The 20,453-nt window shown below is 67.5% G+C and carries 23 protein-coding genes and 1 riboswitch; of the genes, 14 read left to right on the top strand and 9 right to left on the bottom strand.

Going from position 1 to position 20,453, the window contains the following annotated elements:
* The first annotated feature begins 5 nt into the window (after window positions 1–5).
* Window positions 6–338 (top strand): hypothetical protein, encoded by a 333-nt coding sequence (locus IEY91_RS28165; protein WP_164324531.1) that lies wholly within the window; start codon window positions 6–8, stop codon window positions 336–338.
* 208 nt (window positions 339–546) lie between these two features.
* On the opposite strand, the gene IEY91_RS28160 is transcribed toward IEY91_RS28165, so the two are convergent.
* Window positions 547–1,131, bottom strand: coding sequence for a nicotinamidase (locus IEY91_RS28160; protein ID WP_189176141.1), 585 nt, complete (start codon window positions 1,129–1,131; stop codon window positions 547–549).
* A gap of 67 nt (window positions 1,132–1,198) precedes the next feature.
* Entirely contained in the window at window positions 1,199–2,536 is a 1,338-nt protein-coding gene (locus IEY91_RS28155; RefSeq protein ID WP_164324535.1) for a nicotinate phosphoribosyltransferase, read from the bottom strand.
* An 80-nt stretch (window positions 2,537–2,616) separates the two neighbouring features.
* On the opposite strand from IEY91_RS28155, the gene clpS reads away from it, so the two are divergent.
* From clpS to IEY91_RS28110, 10 genes are all read left to right on the top strand, one after another.
* Entirely contained in the window at window positions 2,617–2,934 is a 318-nt protein-coding gene (clpS, locus tag IEY91_RS28150) for an ATP-dependent Clp protease adapter ClpS (protein WP_164324537.1), read from the top strand.
* A gap of 11 nt (window positions 2,935–2,945) precedes the next feature.
* Window positions 2,946–3,554: a DUF2017 domain-containing protein gene (locus tag IEY91_RS28145; RefSeq protein WP_164324539.1), complete on the top strand. Its 609-nt coding sequence runs from the start codon at window positions 2,946–2,948 to the stop codon at window positions 3,552–3,554.
* Between the two features lie 409 nt (window positions 3,555–3,963).
* Window positions 3,964–5,469, top strand: coding sequence for an amino acid permease (locus IEY91_RS28140; protein WP_189176140.1), 1,506 nt, complete (start codon window positions 3,964–3,966; stop codon window positions 5,467–5,469).
* Between the two features lie 83 nt (window positions 5,470–5,552).
* The gene (locus tag IEY91_RS28135; protein ID WP_164324543.1) at window positions 5,553–5,975 is read left to right on the top strand and encodes a M67 family metallopeptidase; all 423 of its coding nucleotides are present in this window, start codon (window positions 5,553–5,555) and stop codon (window positions 5,973–5,975) included.
* Window positions 5,968–6,104, top strand: a riboswitch (cobalamin riboswitch). (Overlaps the previous gene by 8 nt.)
* Before the next feature lie 49 nt (window positions 6,105–6,153).
* Entirely contained in the window at window positions 6,154–7,131 is a 978-nt protein-coding gene (locus IEY91_RS28130) for an ABC transporter substrate-binding protein (protein ID WP_189176139.1), read from the top strand.
* 95 nt (window positions 7,132–7,226) lie between these two features.
* Entirely contained in the window at window positions 7,227–8,279 is a 1,053-nt protein-coding gene (locus tag IEY91_RS28125) for a FecCD family ABC transporter permease (RefSeq protein ID WP_189176228.1), read from the top strand.
* Complete coding sequence (locus IEY91_RS28120; RefSeq protein WP_164324547.1) at window positions 8,276–9,064, top strand: ABC transporter ATP-binding protein; 789 nt, start codon at window positions 8,276–8,278, stop codon at window positions 9,062–9,064. Before IEY91_RS28125 ends, IEY91_RS28120 begins: the two co-directional genes overlap by 4 nt.
* Window positions 9,065–9,164: 100 nt before the next feature.
* Window positions 9,165–9,269, top strand: coding sequence for a putative leader peptide (locus IEY91_RS42695; protein WP_016638880.1), 105 nt, complete (start codon window positions 9,165–9,167; stop codon window positions 9,267–9,269).
* A 240-nt stretch (window positions 9,270–9,509) separates the two neighbouring features.
* A complete protein-coding gene (locus IEY91_RS28115) occupies window positions 9,510–9,797 on the top strand; it encodes a MoaD/ThiS family protein (RefSeq protein ID WP_189176138.1) in 288 nt (95 codons plus the stop codon).
* 14 nt (window positions 9,798–9,811) lie between these two features.
* The gene (locus tag IEY91_RS28110) at window positions 9,812–10,762 is read left to right on the top strand and encodes a PLP-dependent cysteine synthase family protein (RefSeq protein WP_164324550.1); all 951 of its coding nucleotides are present in this window, start codon (window positions 9,812–9,814) and stop codon (window positions 10,760–10,762) included.
* A 152-nt stretch (window positions 10,763–10,914) separates the two neighbouring features.
* Here the strand turns inward: IEY91_RS28110 and IEY91_RS28105 are convergent, their stop codons facing one another.
* The 6 genes from IEY91_RS28105 to IEY91_RS28080 form a co-directional block, all read right to left on the bottom strand.
* Window positions 10,915–11,370, bottom strand: a complete 456-nt coding sequence (locus tag IEY91_RS28105) for a type II toxin-antitoxin system PemK/MazF family toxin (RefSeq protein ID WP_164324551.1) — start codon at window positions 11,368–11,370, stop codon at window positions 10,915–10,917.
* 259 nt (window positions 11,371–11,629) lie between these two features.
* Window positions 11,630–12,412, bottom strand: a complete 783-nt coding sequence (locus IEY91_RS28100; protein WP_189176137.1) for a helix-turn-helix domain-containing protein — start codon at window positions 12,410–12,412, stop codon at window positions 11,630–11,632.
* A 690-nt stretch (window positions 12,413–13,102) separates the two neighbouring features.
* Window positions 13,103–13,624 carry a hypothetical protein gene (locus IEY91_RS28095; protein WP_189176136.1) on the bottom strand — a complete coding sequence of 174 codons (522 nt, stop codon included), beginning with the start codon at window positions 13,622–13,624 and terminating at the stop codon, window positions 13,103–13,105.
* Window positions 13,625–14,196: 572 nt separating this feature from the next.
* The gene (locus tag IEY91_RS28090) at window positions 14,197–14,796 is read right to left on the bottom strand and encodes a hypothetical protein (RefSeq protein ID WP_189176135.1); all 600 of its coding nucleotides are present in this window, start codon (window positions 14,794–14,796) and stop codon (window positions 14,197–14,199) included.
* Between the two features lie 562 nt (window positions 14,797–15,358).
* The gene (locus tag IEY91_RS28085) at window positions 15,359–15,886 is read right to left on the bottom strand and encodes a hypothetical protein (RefSeq protein WP_189176134.1); all 528 of its coding nucleotides are present in this window, start codon (window positions 15,884–15,886) and stop codon (window positions 15,359–15,361) included.
* Window positions 15,883–16,041 (bottom strand): helix-turn-helix domain-containing protein, encoded by a 159-nt coding sequence (locus tag IEY91_RS28080; RefSeq protein WP_189176227.1) that lies wholly within the window; start codon window positions 16,039–16,041, stop codon window positions 15,883–15,885. The genes IEY91_RS28085 and IEY91_RS28080 overlap by 4 nt, the downstream gene beginning before the upstream one ends.
* Window positions 16,042–16,185: 144 nt before the next feature.
* On the opposite strand from IEY91_RS28080, the gene IEY91_RS28075 reads away from it, so the two are divergent.
* The 3 genes from IEY91_RS28075 (at window position 16,186) to IEY91_RS28065 (ending at window position 18,916) form a co-directional block, all read left to right on the top strand.
* Window positions 16,186–16,791 (top strand): hypothetical protein, encoded by a 606-nt coding sequence (locus IEY91_RS28075; RefSeq protein WP_189176133.1) that lies wholly within the window; start codon window positions 16,186–16,188, stop codon window positions 16,789–16,791.
* A 176-nt stretch (window positions 16,792–16,967) separates the two neighbouring features.
* Window positions 16,968–17,951 (top strand): tyrosine-type recombinase/integrase, encoded by a 984-nt coding sequence (locus IEY91_RS28070; RefSeq protein ID WP_229697269.1) that lies wholly within the window; start codon window positions 16,968–16,970, stop codon window positions 17,949–17,951.
* Between the two features lie 212 nt (window positions 17,952–18,163).
* Window positions 18,164–18,916 carry an MBL fold metallo-hydrolase gene (locus tag IEY91_RS28065; RefSeq protein WP_164324552.1) on the top strand — a complete coding sequence of 251 codons (753 nt, stop codon included), beginning with the start codon at window positions 18,164–18,166 and terminating at the stop codon, window positions 18,914–18,916.
* An 84-nt stretch (window positions 18,917–19,000) separates the two neighbouring features.
* Here the strand turns inward: IEY91_RS28065 and IEY91_RS28060 are convergent, their stop codons facing one another.
* Window positions 19,001–20,251, bottom strand: a complete 1,251-nt coding sequence (locus IEY91_RS28060) for a PTS transporter subunit EIIC (protein WP_164324554.1) — start codon at window positions 20,249–20,251, stop codon at window positions 19,001–19,003.
* Window positions 20,252–20,453: the final 202 nt, after the last annotated feature.

Below are 20,453 nucleotides of genomic sequence, written 5' to 3'. Positions count from 1 at the left end.
AGACCATGGCCGCAGGAGGCTTCTGCAAGCTGCCGAACGGCAGTGTGGTGGTGGCGATGACCCTGCCGAGTCCCGGTTCGCCGGTCGGGGCCGGCGGCAGCGTACGCGTGCTTGTGCACGCCGCCAATCGGGCCCGCGCGCTGACCCGGCTCCGGAACCTTGGCCTCCGCGCCGTCTACCTCCGCGGCAACGCGGAGCCTCCGACCCCTGACGAGGTCACCGCCGTCCTGCACCACCCCGACGGCCTCATATGGCGCACGGCGCCGGGTCACGCCACGTCGGCGGAGGAGCTGTGGCACCCGATCCGGGCGTTGCTGAGACGGTCCGCTGCTGCGTAGCCCCCAACCCCGCCCCTTCCCGAAACTGGGGGCTCTGCCCCCAGACCCCCGCTCCTCAAACGCCGGAGGGGCTGAATATGTGCCCGTTGCGGCAAGCTTCCAGCCCGTCCGGCGTTTGAGGACGAGGCCGTTCAGGCCGATACGGGGGTCCAGGGGGCGGAGCCCCCTGGTTTCGGGAAAGGGGCGGGGCTGGGGCGCCCCGCGAGGGTCACACCACCGGCTTGCCGGTCAGTTCTGCGCCTGCCTCGCGGAGCTCGTCGAGGGCCCGCTCCGTGGTCGCCTCGGACACTCCGGCCGTGAGGTCCAGCAGGACATGGGTGCCGAAACCCTCCCGGAGAGCGTCGAGCGCCGTGGCCCGCACGCAGTGGTCGGTGGCGATCCCGACGACGTCCACCGCACGGACCTGCCGCTGCCGCAACCACTCGGCGAGCGAGACCCCGTTCTCATCGACCCCCTCGAACCCGCTGTACGCGGCGGAGTGCGCCCCCTTGTCGAAGACGGCGTCGATCGCCCCGGACGCCACGGCGGGCGCGAAGTTCGGATGGAAGCCCACCCCCTCCGTCCCGGCCACACAGTGCGGCGGCCACGAGTCGACGAAGTCGGGGTGCTCGGAGAAGTGGCCACCGGGATCGACGTGATGGTCACGGGTGGCCACGACGTGGCGGTAGCAGGCGGGGGCCTGCCCGATCAGCTCGGTGATGGCGGCAGCCACATCCGCCCCGCCGGAGACCGCGAGACTGCCCCCTTCGCAGAAGTCGTTCTGCACATCCACGACAATCAGGGCGCGACGCATGGCGGTTTCCTTAGCTAGCTGGATGAACCGAGCCTAGAGACTCCCGGGCCGTTCCGGGAGGGGGCGCTCACGCGACGTACTCCGTGGGAATGACCGCGTCACCGCGGGACAGCTGGGCGGCCGACAGCGGCAGCCGCCCCAGCGCCGCCGCGTGCCGCTCCCGGACGGTGTCGAGCGGCTCGCGGGCGACGACGTCGCCGCCCTTGACCAGCTCGACGAGGAGCTGGCGGTCGGCGAGGTCGGTGGGCACCGGACCCGTGCCGACGACCTCGGCCTCCGCCACCCCGTCCGCGTCCACGCGCCGCGCCGCCCACTTGCGGCCGCCGAGCGAGGACTTCCCGCCGAGCGACTTCTTGGCGACGGGTTCGAGCGGCGCCTTGGGGTCGGCGGAGCGGGCGCGGGCCACCAGCTTGTAGACCATGGAGCACGTCGGGTGCCCGGAGCCGGTGACCAGCTGGGTGCCCACTCCGTACGCGTCCACGGGCGCCGCGGCCAGTGAGGCGATGGCGTACTCGTCGAGGTCGGAGGTGACGACGATCTTGGTGTTGGTGGCGCCGAGCTCGTCCAGCTCCCTGCGCACGCGGTGCGCGACGAGCAGCAGGTCGCCGGAGTCGATGCGCACGGCGCCGAGCTCGGGGCCCGCGATCTCGACGGCCATGCGGACCGCCTCGCTCACGTCGTAGGTGTCGACGAGCAGCGTGGTGCCGCGGCCGAGCGCGTCGACCTGCGCACGGAAGGCGTCCCGCTCGCTGTCGTGCAGGAGCGTGAAGGAGTGGGCGGAGGTGCCGACGGTCGGGATGCCGTAGCGGAACCCGGCCGCCAGGTCGGAGGTCGTCGTGAACCCGCCCACGTACGCGGCGCGGGACGCGGCGACCGCCGCCAGCTCGTGCGTGCGGCGCGCGCCCATCTCGATCAGCGGCCGGTCGCCCGCGGCGGAGGCCATGCGGGACGCGGCGGCCGCGATGGCCGAGTCGTGGTTGAGGATCGAGAGGATCACGGTCTCCAGGAGCACGCACTCGGCGAAGCTGCCCTCGACCCGCAGGATCGGCGAGCCGGGGAAGTACACCTCGCCCTCGGGATAGCCCCAGATGTCCCCGCTGAAGCGGTACGACGCCAGCCACTCCAGCGTCGGCTCGTCCACCACGGCGCGCTCGCGCAGGAACGCGAGGACACCGGCGTCGAAGCGGAAGTTCTCGACGGCGTCCAGGACCCGGCCGGTGCCGCCCACCACTCCGTAGCGGCGGCCCTCGGGCAGTCTGCGGGTGAAGACCTCGAAGACCGAGCGCCTGTCGGCGGTGGCCGACTTCAGCGCGCCCTGCAACATCGTCAACTCGTAGTGATCCGTGAAGAGCGCGGTGGACGGGACGTCCACCGGCAACCCCAGATCATGCTCCCCAGAGTTCATGACAAGGATGCTACCCCGCATCTCGTCACTCTGACGATTTCGGGGGCCCGTTTGTGCGGTGGGCCCTCCCGGGTGGCAGCATGGGACAAGTGAGTAGCGCTGCTCCCGTAGAGATCACCCGCCCGGACGCGGAAGAAGAGACCTTCGCTGTCCCCGAGCCGGACGTCCCATGGATCACGCTCGTGCACAACGATCCGGTCAATTTGATGAGCTACGTGACCTATGTCTTCCAGTCGTACTTCGGGTACTCCAAGGACAAGGCCACCAAGCTGATGATGGACGTGCACCACAAGGGCCGGGCCGTCGTCTCCAGCGGCAGCCGCGAGGAGATGGAACGCGACGTGCAGGCGATGCACGGATACGGGCTGTGGGCAACGCTCCAGCAGGACCGGAAGTAGCGACGCGACTGATGCCAGGACAATTCGAAGCGGTCCCCGGCGGCGGCGCCGCCGTCGCCCTCGACGAGGTCGAGATCTCGATCATCCGCTCGCTCGCCGTGCAGCTCCTGGAGCTGATCGGTCCGGGCGACGAGCCGGCCGGCGACGACGGCGACCCGTTCGCGGAGCTGTTCGCCGAGGGCCCGAGCGAGCCGCCCACCGACCCGGTGCTCAAGCGGCTCCTTCCGGACGCGTACGGCGGTCCGGGCAGCGAGACCGGTTCCCTTGAGCACGCCGACGAACTGCGGGCGTACTCCGCCGAGTTCAGGCGCTTCACCGAGAACGACCTGCGGGCCCGCAAGCGGGACGACGCGCTCGCCGTGATCCGCTCCCTCGACGCGCTCACGGTCGCGGGCGAGGGCGGCGCCGTCCTGAAGCTGTCCCCGGAGGAGTCGCGGCGCTGGCTCGGCGCGCTCAACGACCTGCGGCTCGCGATCGGCGCCCGGCTCGACGTGACCGACGAGGAGGACACCGACATCCTCTACCGGCTGCCGGACTCCGACCCGCGCAAGCCGATGGTGATGGCGTATCTGTGGTTGGGCGGGCTCCAGGAGACGCTCGTCGAGACGTTGATGTCGTGAGGCGCGCGCGTCGGTGACGTGACGAACACCGCTCCCGCACCGGCGGATTCCGCGCCGATGGTGTGACGGATTCCCGACGCCCGCGTGACGTCTTTTTGAAGATCGTTGGCGTCCGCTCAACGGACGCTCAAATCCGCATAACGATCCTGTCACCTCGTTGCCCGCTTATGTGGCGTCGGGTGATTTTTGTCCGCTTCTTCCTGTGGTGTGCCCCACACGTGGCTCATTCGATCACCGTGACGGTCGTGATAAATCTTCACGACCGCTCGGTGACGCCACCCATGTCGCCGGGGGCGCTATGGGCCGGCAGACCGTCGGCGGCACTCCATCACCATCCGGGGGGATCAGGACCTGGTCCGCGGCGAAACCGCAGTTCGCGGCGCGGATCAGCATGGAGAAAGGCGTCACCATGACCTCAGTGCAGGTCGAAGAACACCACGACGGCAATGAGGCCGCGGCGGCCACAGAGGGCGCGTCCGGCGACAACGAGGGCTATCAGCGCGGGCTCGGCGCCCGGCAGATCCAGATGATCGCGATCGGCGGTGCCATCGGCACCGGCCTGTTCCTCGGCGCGGGCAAGGCCATTCACAAGGCCGGACCGAGCCTCATCCTCGCGTACGCGATCGCGGGACTCGTCATCTTCTTCATCATGCGCGCGCTCGGCGAGCTCCTGATGTACCGGCCCGTGTCGGGCTCGTTCTCGGAGTACGCCCGTGAGTTCGTCAGCCCGTTCTTCGGGTTCGTGACCGGCTGGACGTACTGGCTCTTCTGGGTCGTCACCGGCATCACGGAAGTCACGGCGGCCGCCCAGTACATGCAGTACTGGACACACGGCTCCGTTCCACAATGGGCGTACGCGCTGATCTTCACGGTCATTCTGTACGGCGCCAACCTGATCTCCGTGAAGCTCTTCGGTGAGCTGGAGTTCTGGTTCTCCATGGTCAAGGTCACCGCGATCATCGGCATGATCCTGATCTGCGCCGGCATCCTCACCATCGGCTTCTCCGACGCCGGTGACACCGCGTCCGTCTCGCACCTGTGGGACAACGGCGGCTTCTTCCCCAACGGCATCGGCAACACGCTGATGACCCTGCAGATCGTGATGTTCGCCTTCCTCGCCGTCGAGCTGGTCGGCGTCACCGCGGGCGAGTCCAAGGACCCGAAGAAGACGCTGCCCAAGGCGATCAACACCGTGCCGTGGCGCATCGCCGTCTTCTACGTCGGCGCCCTCATCATGATCCTGTCGGTCGTGCCGTGGACGTCGTTCCAGCCGGGCGTCTCCCCGTTCGTCGCGGCCTTCGAGAAGATGGGCCTCGGCGTCGGCGCCGCGATCGTGAACTTCGTGGTGCTTACCGCCGCCCTCTCCTCCTGCAACTCGGGCATGTACTCCACCGGCCGCATGCTGCGCGACCTCGCGCTCAACGGCCAGGGTCCGAAGTTCTTCACCAAGCTCACCAAGAACGGCCTGCCGCTGGTCGGCACCACCGCCTCGGCCGCGCTGATGCTGGTCGGCGTGTGGATCAACTACCAGTGGCCGGGCGAGGCGTTCAACTACGTCGTCTCCTTCGCGACCATCTCCGGCATGTGGGCCTGGATCATGATCCTGATCTCCCAGATCAACTACCGCCGCAAGGCCGACCGCGGCCTCGTCCCGCAGTCCACCTTCCGCGCGCCGGGCGCCCCGTACACGAGCTGGTTCGCGCTCGCCTTCATCGGCATGGTCATCGTGATGATGGGCGTCGACAAGGACGCGCGGATCTCCCTGTACTGCGCCCCGATCTGGGCCGCGATCCTGTGCGTGTCCTACCTGGTCCTCAAGAGCCGCAACCCGGAGGCCGCCGCCTTCAAGAAGCGCGTGCACACCGGCCAGGGCGTCGAGAACGCCGCGGACGCCGCACCGGTCACCAAGGACTGACCCCGGACACCTTCTGTCCAGCATGCGGGCGGCCTCGTACCACACTTCGGTACGGGGCCGCCCCGCTGCTTATCCTGGCCGACATGCTGACCATCACCCAGGCCCTGCACGACCAGATCGTCGCGCACGCGCGCAAGGACCACCCCGACGAGGCGTGCGGCGTCGTCGCGGGCCCGGCGGGCAGTGACCGCCCCGAGCGCTTCGTCCCGATGCTGAACGCGGCCCGCTCGCCCACGTTCTACGAGTTCGACTCGACCGACCTGCTCAAGCTGTACCGCGACCTCGACGACCGCGACGAGGAGCCGGTGATCATCTACCACTCGCACACGGCGACCGAGGCGTACCCCTCCCGCACCGACATCTCGTACGCCAACGAGCCGGGCGCCCACTACGTCCTCGTCTCCACCGCGGACACGGACGACGCGGGCCCCTTCCAGTTCCGCTCGTTCCGGATCGTCGAGGGCGAGGTCACCGAGGAGGACGTGCGGGTGGTCCAGGCATACTGAGCACGAGCTTTCGCTCGACCACCCTTGAGGCGGCGGGAACCAGGAAGCCGGTGCGAATCCGGCGCGGTCCCGCCACTGTGACCGGACCCCTCGGGCCCGGGAGTCAGGAACTGACCTGCCGCCTCCTCCCACTTGACGCAGGGGACGCGGAAATCCCCTCGAGGAGGACCGCACAGTCATGCGTACCCGCGTGCTGCTCGTCGCGGCGGCGACCCTGCTCCCGCTGACCGCCTGCTCGTCTTCGGAGTCCGGTTCCGGTTCCGGTTCCGACGGGAAACCCGGCTCGCGAGCCGCCGGATTCCCGTACACCGTCACCAACTGCGGCGAGAAGACGACGTACGAAGCGCCCCCGAAGCGAGCCGTCACGATGAACCAGCACGCGACGGAGATCCTCCTCGAACTGGGCCTGAAGGACCGCATCACCGGCACCGCCTACCTCGACGACAAGGTGCTCCCCACATACGAGAAGGCGTACAGATCAACGCCCGTCCTCGCCAAGGAGTACCCCTCCTACGAGAAGCTCCTCGCCGCCAACCCCGACTTCGTGTACGGCGGTTACGCGAGCGCCTTCGCGGCGGGCGACGGCCGCTCCCGCGACGCCCTCGCCAAGTCCGGCATCAAGACCCGCCTCAACATCGAGGGCTGCGCCAAGAAGCCGGTCACGATGGACGACGTGTACCAAGAGGTACGGGAGGCCGGGGCGACGTTCGGGGTCAGGGACCGGGCGGAGAAGTGGGTGCGCGGCGCGAAGGCGGAACTGGCCGCCACGGCGAAGAAGTCGGCGAAGCGCGGCAAGGCTCCCGCCGTCTTCGTCTACGACAGCGGCGACAAGACCGCGTTCACCGCGGGCGGCCGCGGCATAGGCAACGACATCATCGAGCGCGCCGGCGCCCGCAACGTGATGTCCGACCTCGACAAGTCCTTCGGCGACGCGTCCTGGGAGACGGTGGTGGACCGCCGCCCGGACGTCATCCTCATCTACGACTACGGCGCGTCGACGGTGGCCCAGAAGAAGAAGCGGTTGCTGGACGACCCGGCTCTGAAGGACGTCCCGGCGATCAAGAACAAGCGGTTCGCGGTGTTGCCGTTGTCGGATGTGGTGTTGGGAGTGCGGGCACCGGGGGCGGTGGGGAAGCTGGCGGAGCAGCTCAGGTGAGGGAATTCCAGCCCGTCCGGCGTTTGAGGACGAGCCGCGAAGCGGCGATTGCGGGGGTCCGGGGGCGGCAGCCCCCGGTTTCGGGAAGGGGCGGGATTGGGGAGCCCCCGGCAGGGCCCCCCACCCGCACCCTCCCGTACACCCTCGTCATCACGGCCCTAGTCCTGGCCCTCACGGCCGCAGCCCTCGCAGCCCTAGCCCTGGGCTCCGTAAGAATCCCCACAGCCGACGTGATCCAGATCCTGACGGGCAACGCGGACCCCTCCCCGTACCGCACGATCGTCCTGGACGTCCGCCTCCCACGAGTCATCCTCGGCGCAGCCGTAGGCGCAGGCCTGGCAGTGGTGGGCACCACCCTCCAGGCCCTGGTCCGCAACCCCCTCGCGGACCCCTTCCTCCTGGGCGTCTCCTCGGGAGCCTCCGCGGCAGCGGTCTCGGTGATCGTGCTCGGCGTGGGCGCGGGCATGGCGACAACGGTGACAATCCCGGCGGCCTCCTTCGCGGGAGCGTTCCTCGCGCTGCTGGTGGTGTACGCCCTCGCGCGCGAGCCGGGCGGCGGCTTCACGACGACCCGTCTGATCCTCGCGGGCGTGGCGGTGTCGTACGTCCTGTCGGCCCTGACCAGCCTGATCCTGGTCGTCTCGGCACGCGCGGACCACCTGAAGGAAGTCCTGTACTGGACGCTCGGCGGCCTGGGCAGCGCCCGCTGGGACATGCTCGCGCTGCCGTTGACGGTCCTGGCGGTCGGCACGGCGCTGCTGATCGCGCTGGCCCGCCCCTTGGACCTGCTCCTGGTGGGGGAGGAGGGCGCGACGGTCCTCGGCCTGGACACGGCCCGGTTCCGCGCGGGCGTCTTCGTGCTGACCTCGCTGGTGACCGGCGTACTCGTCGCGCACAGCGGGGCGATCGGCTTCGTCGGCCTGATGGTGCCGCACGCGGCGCGGATGCTGGTGGGGGCCGCGCACCGGGCGCTGCTGCCGGTGGCAGCGCTGATGGGGGCGGTGTTCCTGGTGGTGGCGGACCTGGCGGCACGCACGGTGGCGGCGCCGCAGGACATCCCGGTGGGCGTGCTGACGGCGCTGACGGGCGGCCCGTTCTTCCTGTGGCTGCTGCGGCGGGGCCGGGCACGGGAGGGGGCGCCGGCATGAGACTGCGCACCGAAGACCTCACGTACGAGATCCCCTCCGGCCGCCGCCTGGTCGACGCCGTCTCACTCACCGTCTCCGCAGGCGAGACGGTGGGCCTGGTCGGCCCCAACGGCAGCGGCAAGACGACGCTCCTGCGCTGTGTGTACGGCGCGCTCAGGCCCACCGGCGGCCGGGTCCTGCTGGACGGCGAGGACCTGGCGGACGCGGGCGCCAAGGCCCGTGCGCGCCGGATCGCGACGGTCCCGCAGGACGGCCAGGCGGGCTTCGAGCTCACCGTCCGCCAGATCGTCGCCATGGGCCGCTCCCCGCACAAGCGCTTCTGGGAGGCGGACACAGCGGCCGACGGGGAGCTGGTGCGCGGGGCCCTGGAGCGGGTGGGCGCGGCGGACCTCGCCGGACGCTCCTTCGCCCGGCTCTCCGGCGGCGAACGCCAACGCGTCCTGACCGCGCGGGCGCTGGTGCAGGAACCGGCCGTCCTCGTCCTCGACGAGCCGACCAACCACCTCGACATCCGCTACCAGCTGGAGATCCTCGGCCTGGTCCGCGACCTGGGCACGGCCAACCTGCTCGCCCTGCACGACCTGACGCTGGCCGCGTACTACTGCGATCGTCTGTACGTCCTCGACGCCGGCCGCGTCGTCGCCTCCGGGCCGCCGAAGGACGTCCTGACCGGGGAGCTGCTCGCGGAGGTGTACGGGGTGGCGGCGGAGGTGGCGGTGCATCCTGCGACGGGGGCGCCGACGGTGACGTATCTCCCCGGGGTACCGGGCGCGATCCGCCCCTGACGGCCGCAGCACCCCGCCCCCGTCCGCCCACCGAACGGGATCCGTCCGGCATCCGAGATCACATTCCAGGTCCCGGACCGGGAATCGATACGATGACCGCATGGTTTCGAACGACGTGAGCATCGATACGACGCCGGGCGCTCTGCTCGTCGGCCGGCTGCACGTCGACCTGTGCCGTCTCGCCAGCGCCATCTGTCGGCCCTGACGGGCGCCACCCCGCCGCCCGCGGCCGTGTGCCGCGGCGCCGCAACGCGCACTCCGCACCCCGCCGCGTACAGGGTTTCGCGCGCCCGTGCCACGATCTGCACCGAAGCCCGAAGCCCGAAGCCCGAAGCCCGAAGCCCGAAGCCCGAAGCCCGAAGCCCGAAGCCCGAATCCCGCACCGGACCCAACCGGTCCCGGCCCCTGCACCACTCCGAACCGACTCCCGACAGGAGCCCACCGCATGGCCATCGAGGTCCGCATCCCGACCATCCTCCGCACCTACACCGACGGCGAGAAGGCCGTCGAGGGCACCGGCGAGACCATCGCCGCGCTCTTCGCCGACCTCGAGTCGCGGCACGCGGGCATCCAGGACCGGCTGATCGACAAGGACAAGGGCAACAGCCTGCGCCGCTTCGTGAACGTCTACCTCAACGACGAGGACGTCCGCTTCCTCGACGGCGTCTCCACGAAGCTCACCGACGGCGACAGCGTCACGATCCTGCCGGCCGTCGCCGGCGGCATGGCCTGACAGGCTCATCGCCGATGCGATACGACTCCCCGCTCGCGGCCGTCGGCAACACCCCGCTGGTCCGCCTGCCCCGGCTCTCCCCGTCGGCCGACGTGCGGATCTGGGCCAAGCTGGAGGACCGCAACCCGACGGGCTCCGTCAAGGACCGCCCCGCGCTCCACATGGTCGAACAGGCCGAGAAGGACGGCCGGTTGACGCCCGGCTGCACCATCCTGGAGCCCACCTCCGGCAACACCGGCATCTCGCTCGCGATGGCGGCCAGGCTCAAGGGCTACCGCATCGTGTGCGTCATGCCGGAGAACACCTCGCAGGAGCGGCGCGACCTCCTCGCGATGTGGGGCGCGGAGATCATCTCGTCGCCCGCGGCGGGCGGCTCCAACACGGCCGTACGCGTCGCCAAGGAGCTGGCCGCGGAGCACCCGGACTGGGTAATGCTCTACCAGTACGGCAACCCGGACAACGCGGGCGCCCACTACGCCACGACCGGCCCCGAGATCCTCGCGGACCTGCCGTCCATCACCCACTTCGTGGCGGGCCTCGGCACCACGGGCACCCTGATGGGCGTCGGCCGCTTCCTCCGTGAGCAGCTCCCCGACATCAAGATCGTCGCAGCGGAGCCCCGCTACGACGACCTCGTCTACGGCCTGCGCAACCTCGACGAGGGCTTCGTCCCCGAGCTCTACGACGAGTCCGTCCTCACCACCCGCTTCTCCGTCGGCTCCGCCGACGCGGTCACGCGCACCCGGGAGCTGCTCCGCGAGGAGGGCATCTTCGCGGGCGTCTCCACCGGCGCCGCACTCCACGCCGCGATCGGCGTCGGCCGCAAGGCCGTCAAGGCGGGCACCCCCGCCGACATCGTCTTCGTCGTGGCCGACGGCGGCTGGAAGTACCTCTCGACGGGCGTCTACACGGCGGCGACGGACGAGGAGGCCATCGCGGCAGTACAGGGCCAGCTGTGGGCGTGAGCCCTGCCGGAGACTCAAACGCCGGCGCGGCTGGGTGTTCTAGCCCGTCCGGCGTTTGAGGACGAGCCGCGAAGCGGCGATAGCGGGGGTCCAGGGGGCGGCAGCCCCCTGGTTACGGGGAGGGGCGGGACTGGGGAATGCCCCGCCAGGGCCTACCCGGCCAGATACCGCACCTGATCCCAAAGCACAGGATCCACAACCCCCGCCCGCCGCCGAAAGTCCCACACGGGAACCTCCCGCAACTCATCGGTCTCCAGGAAACTGGCCCGCCCATGCGCGTCCCCGACGGCCCCGGGCGGCAACGGAATCACCCCGGCCCGCTCATCCCGGTACTTACTGGTGATCTTCGCAACCCGCACGCTGTCCCCGCGGACAACCAGCACGAGACAGGGCCGATCCTTCCCCCCGCCCCCACCCTCATAGGGCACCCGGGCCCACCAGATCTCCCCGGCCCGGGGCCGAGGCCGCCCACCCCGCTCCCGCCGGGGAGGCCGCCGCACCCCCCGCCGCCGCGCCGGCCGCCCGGACCGCGCCCACCCGTCCACGAGGGCGACGCCGAACGCGAGCACCACCACGGCGACCAACGCGAGCCACCACGACGTGTCCATGGCCACGACGGTACCGCCGCCCCACCGCCCCACCACGCCGCCCCGGGGCCCCCGAACCGGTGACACCGCAGGTGAGTTCGCCCACGACTCACATCCGTGAGGGTGGAGGGGTGGATAGCACCCCTGGTCACACCAGGCAAGCGTGCAGGTCAGAAGGGAAACGGCCCGGTCGCTCTTCATGAGCGTTCCGGGCCGTTTTCGTGCTTTGAGGGGCCGTGTGCTGAGCTGGTGCTGACCTCGACAGGGGCAAAACCCCTGGTCAGTCAGGCTGTTGGGAGTACTGCTCCAGCGTCGCCTTGGACATCGACGTATCCATGAGCCGCAGCTCCCAGGGCCCGGTGTTCACATCGAAGTCCTTGCCGAACCCGACCCACTTACCGGCCATACGGCGCCCTGTGGGCTCCACGAGCATCTGAATGGCGCCGTGGTACCGGGCCCCCTGGTAGTACCCGTCAGAGGCTGTCTGCTCCGTCCAGGTGCCGGTGACGACGCTCCGATCAACGGTGAGATCCAGAGCCAGAGGCGAGTCAGGATTCGTCGACGCCCCGGGCAGGCTCTGAGCGGTGAGTCGATTCCCGTGCTGAACGATCACTATGTAGTGCTTGGCTTCGTACGTCTCGTCACGGCTGGACGAGTAGAACTCATAGCGGGAGAGCCAGACCCCTGAGTAGTTCTCCGTAACGGCCTGAGCGGCCGTCTGAACGCTCCCCGAAGCCTCTGCGACTCCCTCCGACCCAGCAGCCATGTCATGACCTCCAGTGCCGTCCTCGTGGACGCGTGCCATGGGCACGGGGAGAGAGAAACCCAGTGCCTCTATCGGACGCCCCGTCACATGCGCCAGGGCCCGCGCGTAGACCCCTCGCGGCGTCCTACTGATCCCGGACTCCCAGCGCTGCACGAGCCGCTTGCTGGCTTCGTTCGGCTCACCCAGCTCCGCCCCAGCCCTGCGGAGCGCCTTGGCGAAGTCGTCTTGGGACATGCGCAGGCCGATACGAACGGCCCGCAGAACATCGTTGGGTACGTGCTGAGCGGTCGTCGTCATACGAACCAAGGTAGGTCCAACAGCCTTGAAATGACACCGAAATGACGCCTTTGAGTGACGCTCCGATGACACCCCGGATGCCGTCGTTACGGCGGCCCTCGGTGCGGATCCTGATGACCCATGACCCCCAGAACGCGGACTAACCTCCCTCCCCACCTTGCGACCATTCCGGCAGGCTTCAATGCCTGGCTGCTCGACTGCGCGCCAGTGGCCTACTGCGGTGTGTGTGCAGCCCTCTGGCAGCAGCGCGCCGAAGCCATCAGCCGTGACGACCTGGGTGCGGCCGTGAAGGCCAGCACGGAGATCCGTGACCATGCCTCGGGTGCTCACGACGACAGGGCGGTGGATCGGGAATGCCTGTGCTGAAGGACTGCCCTCAGTGCCACAAGCCGAAGAACTACGGCCCCCGGGACCTGCGGTGCACCTGCGGCTGACATCTTGGGGGTAATGCCTTGGCTCTCACCCCATGAGGACCGCAGGGGCGCCGTTCGGTCCCCATGTACGGGTTTCGAAACTCCGCCTTGTTGCCTGCGTCACATCGCTGTCCTGGCAGACAACACAGGACACGTACATTATCTATGCGGGGGGTTTATATACCCCCCGCTAGATGACTACTGATCTGATCCATCCCCACCCCTGAAGGTGGGGATGTTGATGAAAGATTCCGAAGCCGGTGACTTCAACGGGCCACTAAGGACTGACTGCAACTCCACAAGGGCTGATCGATCGCATGGTGACTAAGGGCTTGGTACCCAGATGCTTGATCCTTGTGATGCCCGGAAGAACGGACACATCGTTGTCCAGGGACCACGGGGTTCGAACCCACTCTTTGCCGCTGCTGTCTGTGAACACGAGAGCCATGATGCCGATACGCGTCCTGTCCCCATATGGAATCTCTCTCTTTGTATCCCAGCTCTTCAGATCATTCCTGTTGATGGTTACCTCCGAACATGGTGCTAGATAGCCGAAGGAGATGATCGGTACCGCGCTCTCCCGCTCTCCTCCGACGTCAGCGTTGATAAGGAAGTGTGCGGATACCTTGGTTACAGGGTCAGGTGACCTGTTGGCAAAATGCATCCGTTCATTCCCTTTGTGATCAGGAGTTACCCAGAAGGTGATCCTTTTGGCCTGATCGCGTTCCTTGGTGCGAGTGACTTCTTGGGATTCTGTTAGCTGATCTGCTGCAACGAGGGCTCCGAAATAGGTAGCCACTCCCGTAAAGAGAAGCCCTCCGATGCTGGCAACGATCGTGACAACAACACCGGCCTTGACCCAGTCGACTCGAAGCCATCTCCGTTGCCCGGATGTCCTCCGCAAACGTCGCCGCGGGCCTACTCGGTCCAGCCGAGGGCGCTGTCTTGCAAGGCGCGCCCGTGTACGTCGGTGTCCCATGTCGGCGGGCATCGTCCCCCCTACCTGCGTTGGTGCCACAGGCAGAGACGCACGCACAGCCGAATCGGATCCCCCAGTCCCGTTCCCATCGGCTATTGGGCTCGCCAACCCAGGCTGTCCCGAACTGAAGATCGGATCACCAGTCACGAGAGGCTAATTCGGCCCATCCTCTCTCAGGAGGATGACGGAGTTGTCCACAACCGATGAGTTATCCACCAAGATCCACAGCAGTGCTGTGACAGGTCGAGAGTCGGGGCCTGGAGGTGGCTCAGAGCCGTCTTGGTCGTCCGCTCGGCTTCGCCCAGCTCGACGAGAACGGCCGCCGTCCCGGCCGCGCAGCTTCCCCCGTGCCCCTGCCAGCAGAAGCGTGCTAGTTCAGATCAAGATCACCACTAGGAGCCACCGCAGGGCTTTGCCTCCGCTGTCTGAATCCTTGGACTCTTGACCAGTTTGACGAAGATGGGAAGAGTGTTCTCAATCGCCCCTGATGTAGATGGGGAGTGGTCGAACGGCTTCGACCAGCTTACTAGTTCAAAGAGACTCCTCTTCCAACGTCTCCCGCCACTGTCAGTGAAATAGATTCGATCGGCCTTGAAGTATTGCCCCGGAATAATCACAGTACTGCGAGCGACTGTTCCATTCCCTTCCCTTGCCGGATCGATAGCCAAGTTCACGCTTCGCAGGACGATGCGGGAGCAGGGTGGAATACTCCAAATCCCGAGGACCAGGTACCTGTGCTCTCGTTGCGGTTCAGCAGTTCCCTCCTCCTTCCGTTCGACACTGGCCTCAAGCATCACGTTCAATTTCGATACTGGGTCTGCCGACCGGTTAACGATGTAGTATTGATGACTTTTAAGATCCTCTTCAACGTCACCGTAGAATGTGACCCTGGATGCCTGAGAGCGCGCTGATTCATCCGTTTCCTCGCGGGACTGCTTCAACTGATCTTCCGCAGTTCGGGCACTGTAGTAGGTGGCGATTCCGGTGAACACGATGCCTCCGATGGCCGCGAGTCCTGCGAGGGCGGTCCCGGCCTGAACCCACCAGTTGAGGCGTCTCCATCGTCCGCGCTCCGGCGTCTGGTCCTGTGAGCCGTCCCGCTCCCGTGCTCGCACTGCACTAGGCCGAGGCCGTTGCCGTGCCAGTCGAAGCCTCACCCGTCGATCTGCGTTGTTGTTCGCCACACGTCCCCCTTAGGCCACGCCCTTTGGCCCGTTGTTCTCAGTCCTGCATACATGCATCCGGCCCCCTCTGGGGGTCTTTCTCATGCCCTTGGGAGGTCCGTGACCTTCGCTCGGATCCTGTCGAAGCTAGCCGCGTTCGCATCCGTCGTCGTGGTTGCTCTGGAAATTTGGGCTAGCGGCAGTTGAAGGAACAGGGTGCGTCGGTGCAACATCACGCCCTCCCTTAAGGGGAGGGGGGTTTAACTGTCTAACAATGACTACCCCTTAAGGGGAAGCTGTCTTCTTATCTGGATCTGGAACCAGCCTAGGCTCGCCCCGTGCGGGGCGACCAATGCTTATACAAGAAGGGGCGTAGTACTGCCCCTTGGTATCAAGCCGCTGAGGGCTCCGATCTGTTAACGCTCTCCTCGGCTTGCAGGCGCACCGATCGCGCCCACTCACCCGTGGGGAACGAACTGCCGCGTCTGCCGATGTTGTCGCACTCGGCTTCCCATCTGTGGGCCGCTTCCTGGGTTTCGAACAGCCAGTCACCATGCTGGCCGTCCCAGGGGATGTTGTGGCCATGCCTCGCACACTCCTCCCGCTTCTTCCTTGACCGTGCGTCCATTGAGGCAACCGTGTGCGGCACGAGCAGGCACCGAGCGTTGGCTGACGGAGCAAGCAAGCCTGCCTTGATCAGATTGCCCCTGGCCTGTCGGTAACGACTCGGGTTGTAGGGGTTGCCGTCGTCCTTGTCCAGGATCAATTCAAGTTCTCCGGAGCCGAGCGGTGCGTGGCCCCCGCGTTGCATGCGATCGACTGCCAGGAGCCACATACGGAGTTCAAGGTGCAGCCCAGGACTTCCGATGGCCGGGTTGCGGTGCTCCGGTCGATACACCTTGGCGAAGCGGTAGCTCACTCTGCCCCCTGTGCGTCGAGCCACTGGTCCAAGTCTCTCGGTCGGCAGCGAAGTGCCTGTCCGACCTTGCGGAACGGGATCTCCTCCCTACGCCAGTTCCCATAGACCCAGGAACGCGGCTTCCCCAGATGCGCTGCCACGTCGTCCAGCGTCATGAGCTTGTCCAAAGGTCCCTCCCCATGGCCATCCAGTGGGCGGCCTCTCCGCCCGTTGCTGTCCGGCTGACTCCAGAAGTACGCCGATCAACCCACTCAGTCAACCAGGTTTGCCAAACTGGTTGGGCATGCTAGCTTCGTCCCATGAGTGAGCAGCAAGGAGAGCAGGGCGGCCCGGTCGTCGCGCAGGACATCGGCCCATGGGTGGTCGAGATGCAGTGGCCGGAGGGGGTGACGCAGGGTGGGCCCGCTGTGCTCGTGGTGCGGCCCAAGGACAGGGAAAACCGGCCGCTTGGCGGCATCAGTTCCACCGTGCTGCGTGAGATCGACTTCAAGGCAGCGGCCGAGAGGTTGCGCGCCCAAGCGGCGACTTCTGAGATGCGATCCCAGGCCCGTGAGGAATATGAGGCAGGGCGTACCGAACGTCTTCGGCAGGCCCTGGCTCAGGGGGTGACGGATGAGTACCTGGCCATGCTGGCCAGCGCTTATGTCAACTACCTGAGCGGCGGCGGGAAGGGCCCATTGGCGCACCTCGCCGAACGTGTCGGCAAGGGCGAGTCGACGATCAAGGGGCACCTCTGGCAAGCGCGGAAGCGGGGGCTGCTCATCGGGACTCCGGGGCGCGCTGGTGGTGTGCTCACTCTCAAAGCAATTGCGATTCTGACCCGGGTCGTCCCAGGTGGTGAGCGGATCTCCATCGTCGACGTCGCCGCAGAAACCGCACAGGAAAAGCCAATAGAAGGGGAGTAACGGAACTAGTGGCAACTGTCTTCCAGAAGTGCAAGAGAGCCACGGAAGATCCCTGCGCCAAGGCGAGATGCGGACACGCTTGGACCGTCCGCTACAGGGAGCCCGGTGGCCGTGCGGGACGGCAGCGGGAGAAGACGTTCCCCACGAAGAAGGAAGCTGGCGACTACGGCGTCAAGATGGAGAACGACAAGCGGGCGGGGGTGTATATCGATCCGGACAAGGGGCGTACGCCAGTGAAGGTGTACGCGAAGGAATGGCTGGCCCGGCAGCAGATAGGGGTCCGCACCTACGAGGGGTATGACACCGCCCTCCGGCTCCACGTCCTACCCGTCATCGGGTCCAAGACGATGGCCGGAGTTCACTCCGACGACATCGAGGACGTCTTCACGTCGATGACCAAGGGAGGTCTGGCAGTCTCGACCGCGCTCACGCGGCTCATCCCTGTGCGGTCGATCTTCCATCACGCCGTGGTGCGGCGGGTCATCGTCGAGTCCCCGTTCCGGGGTGCTGATCTTCCGGCCATGCCGTCCGCTGCGGTCGATGAGACGCAGCTCCCTGGGGCTGCGGAGATCGATGCCGTGTCCCGTGGCATGCCTGCTGAGTACGCCCTGGCGCCCTGGCTCATGGCGGGGTGTGGTCTGCGGATCGGGGAGGTCTGTGGGGTGGCGGAGCCCCACTTCCGTCCGGGAGTCCTGCGGGTTCGGCAGCAGGTGCAGCGCCGGAAGGACAAGGAAGGGCTGCTCCGACCCGCCCTCGTACCGCTCAAGCACCGACAGGCGGGCGAGTGGCGTGACGTACCCGTTCCCGAAGTCGTCGCTGACCGTCTTCAGTGGCATGTGCGCCGGTTCGGTACGGGGGCCGATGGGGTGATCTTCAGGGGCATCCGCTCCCGAGGATTGCTCAGTGAGAACCCGCTCCGGGACGCCTTCACCAAGTCCCGGAACGCGGCAGGCTACGGAGAGCGTGGATGGACGCCCCACGACTTCCGTCACTTCTTCGCGTCGGCCTCGTTGGCGGCCGGTCTGCCGATCTTGGACGTGTCCCGCTGGCTTGGGCACAAGAGCATCACCACGACCGTGGACATCTACGGTCACCTCCTTCCCGACTCCACGGAGCGGGGAGCCCGCGCGCTGCACGGCGTGCTGAGCCTGGCCGCCTAGCGGGGGTTCTGCGGCACCGTGCTGACCCGGTGCTGATTCGGGCCGCGCAGGGTTACGCCCACCCCCCGGAACTACGGGGGAAGAGTGACGTGACCGGTGACTTCGCCCACAACGGCACACGACGGAGGAGCGAGCCGTCGTTTTGCGCCTTACGCTCGACGGACCGCACGCCCCCGATTCCCCCCGACCGCCAGCGTGGAGGTTCCAGCTCTATGAAGCTCACCGTCGTCGGCTGCTCGGGGTCGTTTCCGTCCGCGGACTCGGCCTGCTCGAGCTACCTCGTCGAGGCCGACGGCTTCCGGTTGCTGCTCGACATGGGCAATGGCGCCCTGGGCGAGCTGCAGCGCCACATCGGTCTGTACGACCTCGACGCGATCTTCCTCAGCCATCTGCACGCCGACCACTGCATCGACATGTGCGCGTACTTCGTGGCCCGCTACTACCGGCACGAGGGCGGCCGCTGCGCGCCCATCCCGGTGTACGGCCCCGAGGGCACCGAGCAGCGCCTGACCACGGCGTACGCCGACACGCCCTCCGCGTCCTCGATGAGCGAGGTCTTCGACTTCCATACGGTCAAGCCCGGGGCCTTCGACATCGGCCCCTTCTCCGTGCGTACGGAGAAGGTGTGCCATCCCGTCGAGGCGTACGGCATCCGCCTTGAGCACGGCGGCCGCTCGCTGACGTACTCCGGCGACACCGGTGCCTGCGAGGCGCTCGACGAACTCGCCTCCGGCACCGACCTGTTCCTGTGCGAGGCCGCGTTCACGCACGGCAAGGAGAACATTCCCGACCTGCACCTCAACGGCCGCGAGGCCGGCGAGTCCGCCCGCCGCGCGGGCGCCGGGCGCCTGGTCCTCACGCACATCCCGCCGTGGACGGACCCGCAGGTCAACCTCGCGGACGCGCGGGAGGTCTTCAGCGGTCCCGCGGAGCTCGCGGCCGCGGGGGCGACGTACGAGGTCTGAGGCGGGAGCGCCGTACGACGACATGGGCCCCGGAACCGAGCGAACGGTTCCGGGGCCCACGTCATGCTGCCGTCGAGGTGCGGCTCACGCCTTCGTGAGGTCCTCGATCTCCTCCTCGGGCTCGCGGCCCGGGGTGGGGATGTTGAACCTGACGATCGCGAAGCGGAAGACGACGTAGTAGATCGCCGCGAACACCAACCCGATCGGGATGATCATCCAGGGCTTCTCTGCGAACTTCCAGTTCAGGATGTAGTCGATGGCGCCGGCCGAGAACGTGAAGCCGTGGTGCACGCCCAGGGCCCAGGTGACCGTCATGGCGACGGCCGTCAGGACCGCGTGGATGACGTACAGCGCCGGGGCGATGAACATGAACGCGAACTCGATCGGCTCCGTGATGCCGGTGACGAACGAGGTGAGCGCGAGCGACATCATCATGCCGCCGACGACCTTGCGGCGCTCGGGGCGGGCGGTGTGCGTGATGGCCAGGGCCACCGCGGGCAGCGCGAACATCATGATCGGGAAGAAGCCGGACATGAACTGGCCGGCCGTCGGGTCGCCGTGCATGAAGCGCTGGATGTCACCGTGCCAGACGGCGCCCGCGGAGTCCGTGAAGGAGCCGATCTCCTGCCAGGCGACGGTGTTCACGAACTGGTGCATGCCGACGGGGAGCAGCGCGCGGTTGACCACGCCGAAGATGCCCGCGCCGACCGAGCCGAGGTCGGTCATCCACTCGCCGAAGCTGGTGATCGCGTCGCCGACCGGGCCCCAGGCCAGGCCGAAGAAGACGCCAAGGGCGGTGCCGATGAAGGCCATGAGGATCGGGACCAGGCGGCGGCCGTTGAAGAAGCCGAGCCAGTCCACCAGCTTGGTGCGGTGGAACTTCTGCCAGACCACGGCGGATATGAGGCCCATGATGATGCCGCCGAAGACCTTCGGGTCGTTGTAGGTCGCGGCTATGTCGGCACCCTTGGTGATCTTCGCCTCGGTGACCGGGAACGCCTTCAGTACGTTCGTGTAGACCAGGAAGCCGACGAGCGCGGCAAGCGCCGTCGAGCCGTCCGCCTTCTTCGCGAAGCCGATCGCGACACCGATGCAGAACAGCAGCGGCATGTTCGCGAACACGGCGTCACCGGCGTTGGCGAAGACCGTGGCGACCTTGCCCCAGCCGAGGCCGTCGGCGCCGAACACGTCCGGCTGGCCGAGGCGCAGCAGGATGCCGGCCGCGGGCAGGACGGCGATGGGCAGCTGCAGGCTGCGTCCCACCTTCTGCAGACCCTGCAACAGACTTGAGCCCCGCTTCTTCGCGGGCGCCGCCTTGGCGGTGGCCGTACTCATGACTTCCTCCATGTGCGGGTGCTGTCAGGGGACAGTTCAGGGGGTGCGACAGCATCCAGGTGGTCTACACCACTCAGTGGTGTAGACCTGTTTTAACACGGTCAAGGCGACATAAGGAACCCGCGATTCCTGTGGGGTCGGCCATAAGTCGGCCATAGCGCCGCATCCACGACGAAAGGCCCCCGGACCATAGGGTCCGAGG

Origin of the sequence: Streptomyces lasiicapitis, assembly GCF_014646335.1 — a bacterium.
GTDB lineage: Bacteria > Actinomycetota > Actinomycetes > Streptomycetales > Streptomycetaceae > Streptomyces > Streptomyces lasiicapitis.
This window is presented reverse-complemented; position numbering and strand designations above follow the sequence as displayed.

Bases quoted from the DNA above. Each gene is read 5' to 3' on its own strand.
- IEY91_RS28065 (WP_164324552.1), top strand. From the start codon at position 18,164: ATGAAGCTCACCGTCGTCGGCTGCTCGGGGTCGTTTCCGTCCGCGGAC.
- IEY91_RS28070 (WP_229697269.1), top strand. From the start codon at position 16,968: ATGGAGAACGACAAGCGGGCGGGGGTGTATATCGATCCGGACAAGGGG.
- IEY91_RS28105 (WP_164324551.1), bottom strand. From the start codon at position 11,370: ATGGACACGTCGTGGTGGCTCGCGTTGGTCGCCGTGGTGGTGCTCGCG.
- IEY91_RS28115 (WP_189176138.1), top strand. From the start codon at position 9,510: ATGGCCATCGAGGTCCGCATCCCGACCATCCTCCGCACCTACACCGAC.
- IEY91_RS28120 (WP_164324547.1), top strand. From the start codon at position 8,276: ATGAGACTGCGCACCGAAGACCTCACGTACGAGATCCCCTCCGGCCGC.
- IEY91_RS28110 (WP_164324550.1), top strand. From the start codon at position 9,812: ATGCGATACGACTCCCCGCTCGCGGCCGTCGGCAACACCCCGCTGGTC.
- clpS (WP_164324537.1), top strand. From the start codon at position 2,617: ATGGGACAAGTGAGTAGCGCTGCTCCCGTAGAGATCACCCGCCCGGAC.
- IEY91_RS28075 (WP_189176133.1), top strand. From the start codon at position 16,186: ATGAGTGAGCAGCAAGGAGAGCAGGGCGGCCCGGTCGTCGCGCAGGAC.
- IEY91_RS28165 (WP_164324531.1), top strand. From the start codon at position 6: ATGGCCGCAGGAGGCTTCTGCAAGCTGCCGAACGGCAGTGTGGTGGTG.
- IEY91_RS28145 (WP_164324539.1), top strand. From the start codon at position 2,946: ATGCCAGGACAATTCGAAGCGGTCCCCGGCGGCGGCGCCGCCGTCGCC.
- IEY91_RS28160 (WP_189176141.1), bottom strand. From the start codon at position 1,131: ATGCGTCGCGCCCTGATTGTCGTGGATGTGCAGAACGACTTCTGCGAA.
- IEY91_RS28080 (WP_189176227.1), bottom strand. From the start codon at position 16,041: ATGACGCTGGACGACGTGGCAGCGCATCTGGGGAAGCCGCGTTCCTGG.
- IEY91_RS28060 (WP_164324554.1), bottom strand. From the start codon at position 20,251: ATGAGTACGGCCACCGCCAAGGCGGCGCCCGCGAAGAAGCGGGGCTCA.
- IEY91_RS42695 (WP_016638880.1), top strand. From the start codon at position 9,165: ATGGTTTCGAACGACGTGAGCATCGATACGACGCCGGGCGCTCTGCTC.
- IEY91_RS28100 (WP_189176137.1), bottom strand. From the start codon at position 12,412: ATGACGACGACCGCTCAGCACGTACCCAACGATGTTCTGCGGGCCGTT.
- IEY91_RS28140 (WP_189176140.1), top strand. From the start codon at position 3,964: ATGACCTCAGTGCAGGTCGAAGAACACCACGACGGCAATGAGGCCGCG.
- IEY91_RS28135 (WP_164324543.1), top strand. From the start codon at position 5,553: ATGCTGACCATCACCCAGGCCCTGCACGACCAGATCGTCGCGCACGCG.
- IEY91_RS28130 (WP_189176139.1), top strand. From the start codon at position 6,154: ATGCGTACCCGCGTGCTGCTCGTCGCGGCGGCGACCCTGCTCCCGCTG.
- IEY91_RS28155 (WP_164324535.1), bottom strand. From the start codon at position 2,536: ATGAACTCTGGGGAGCATGATCTGGGGTTGCCGGTGGACGTCCCGTCC.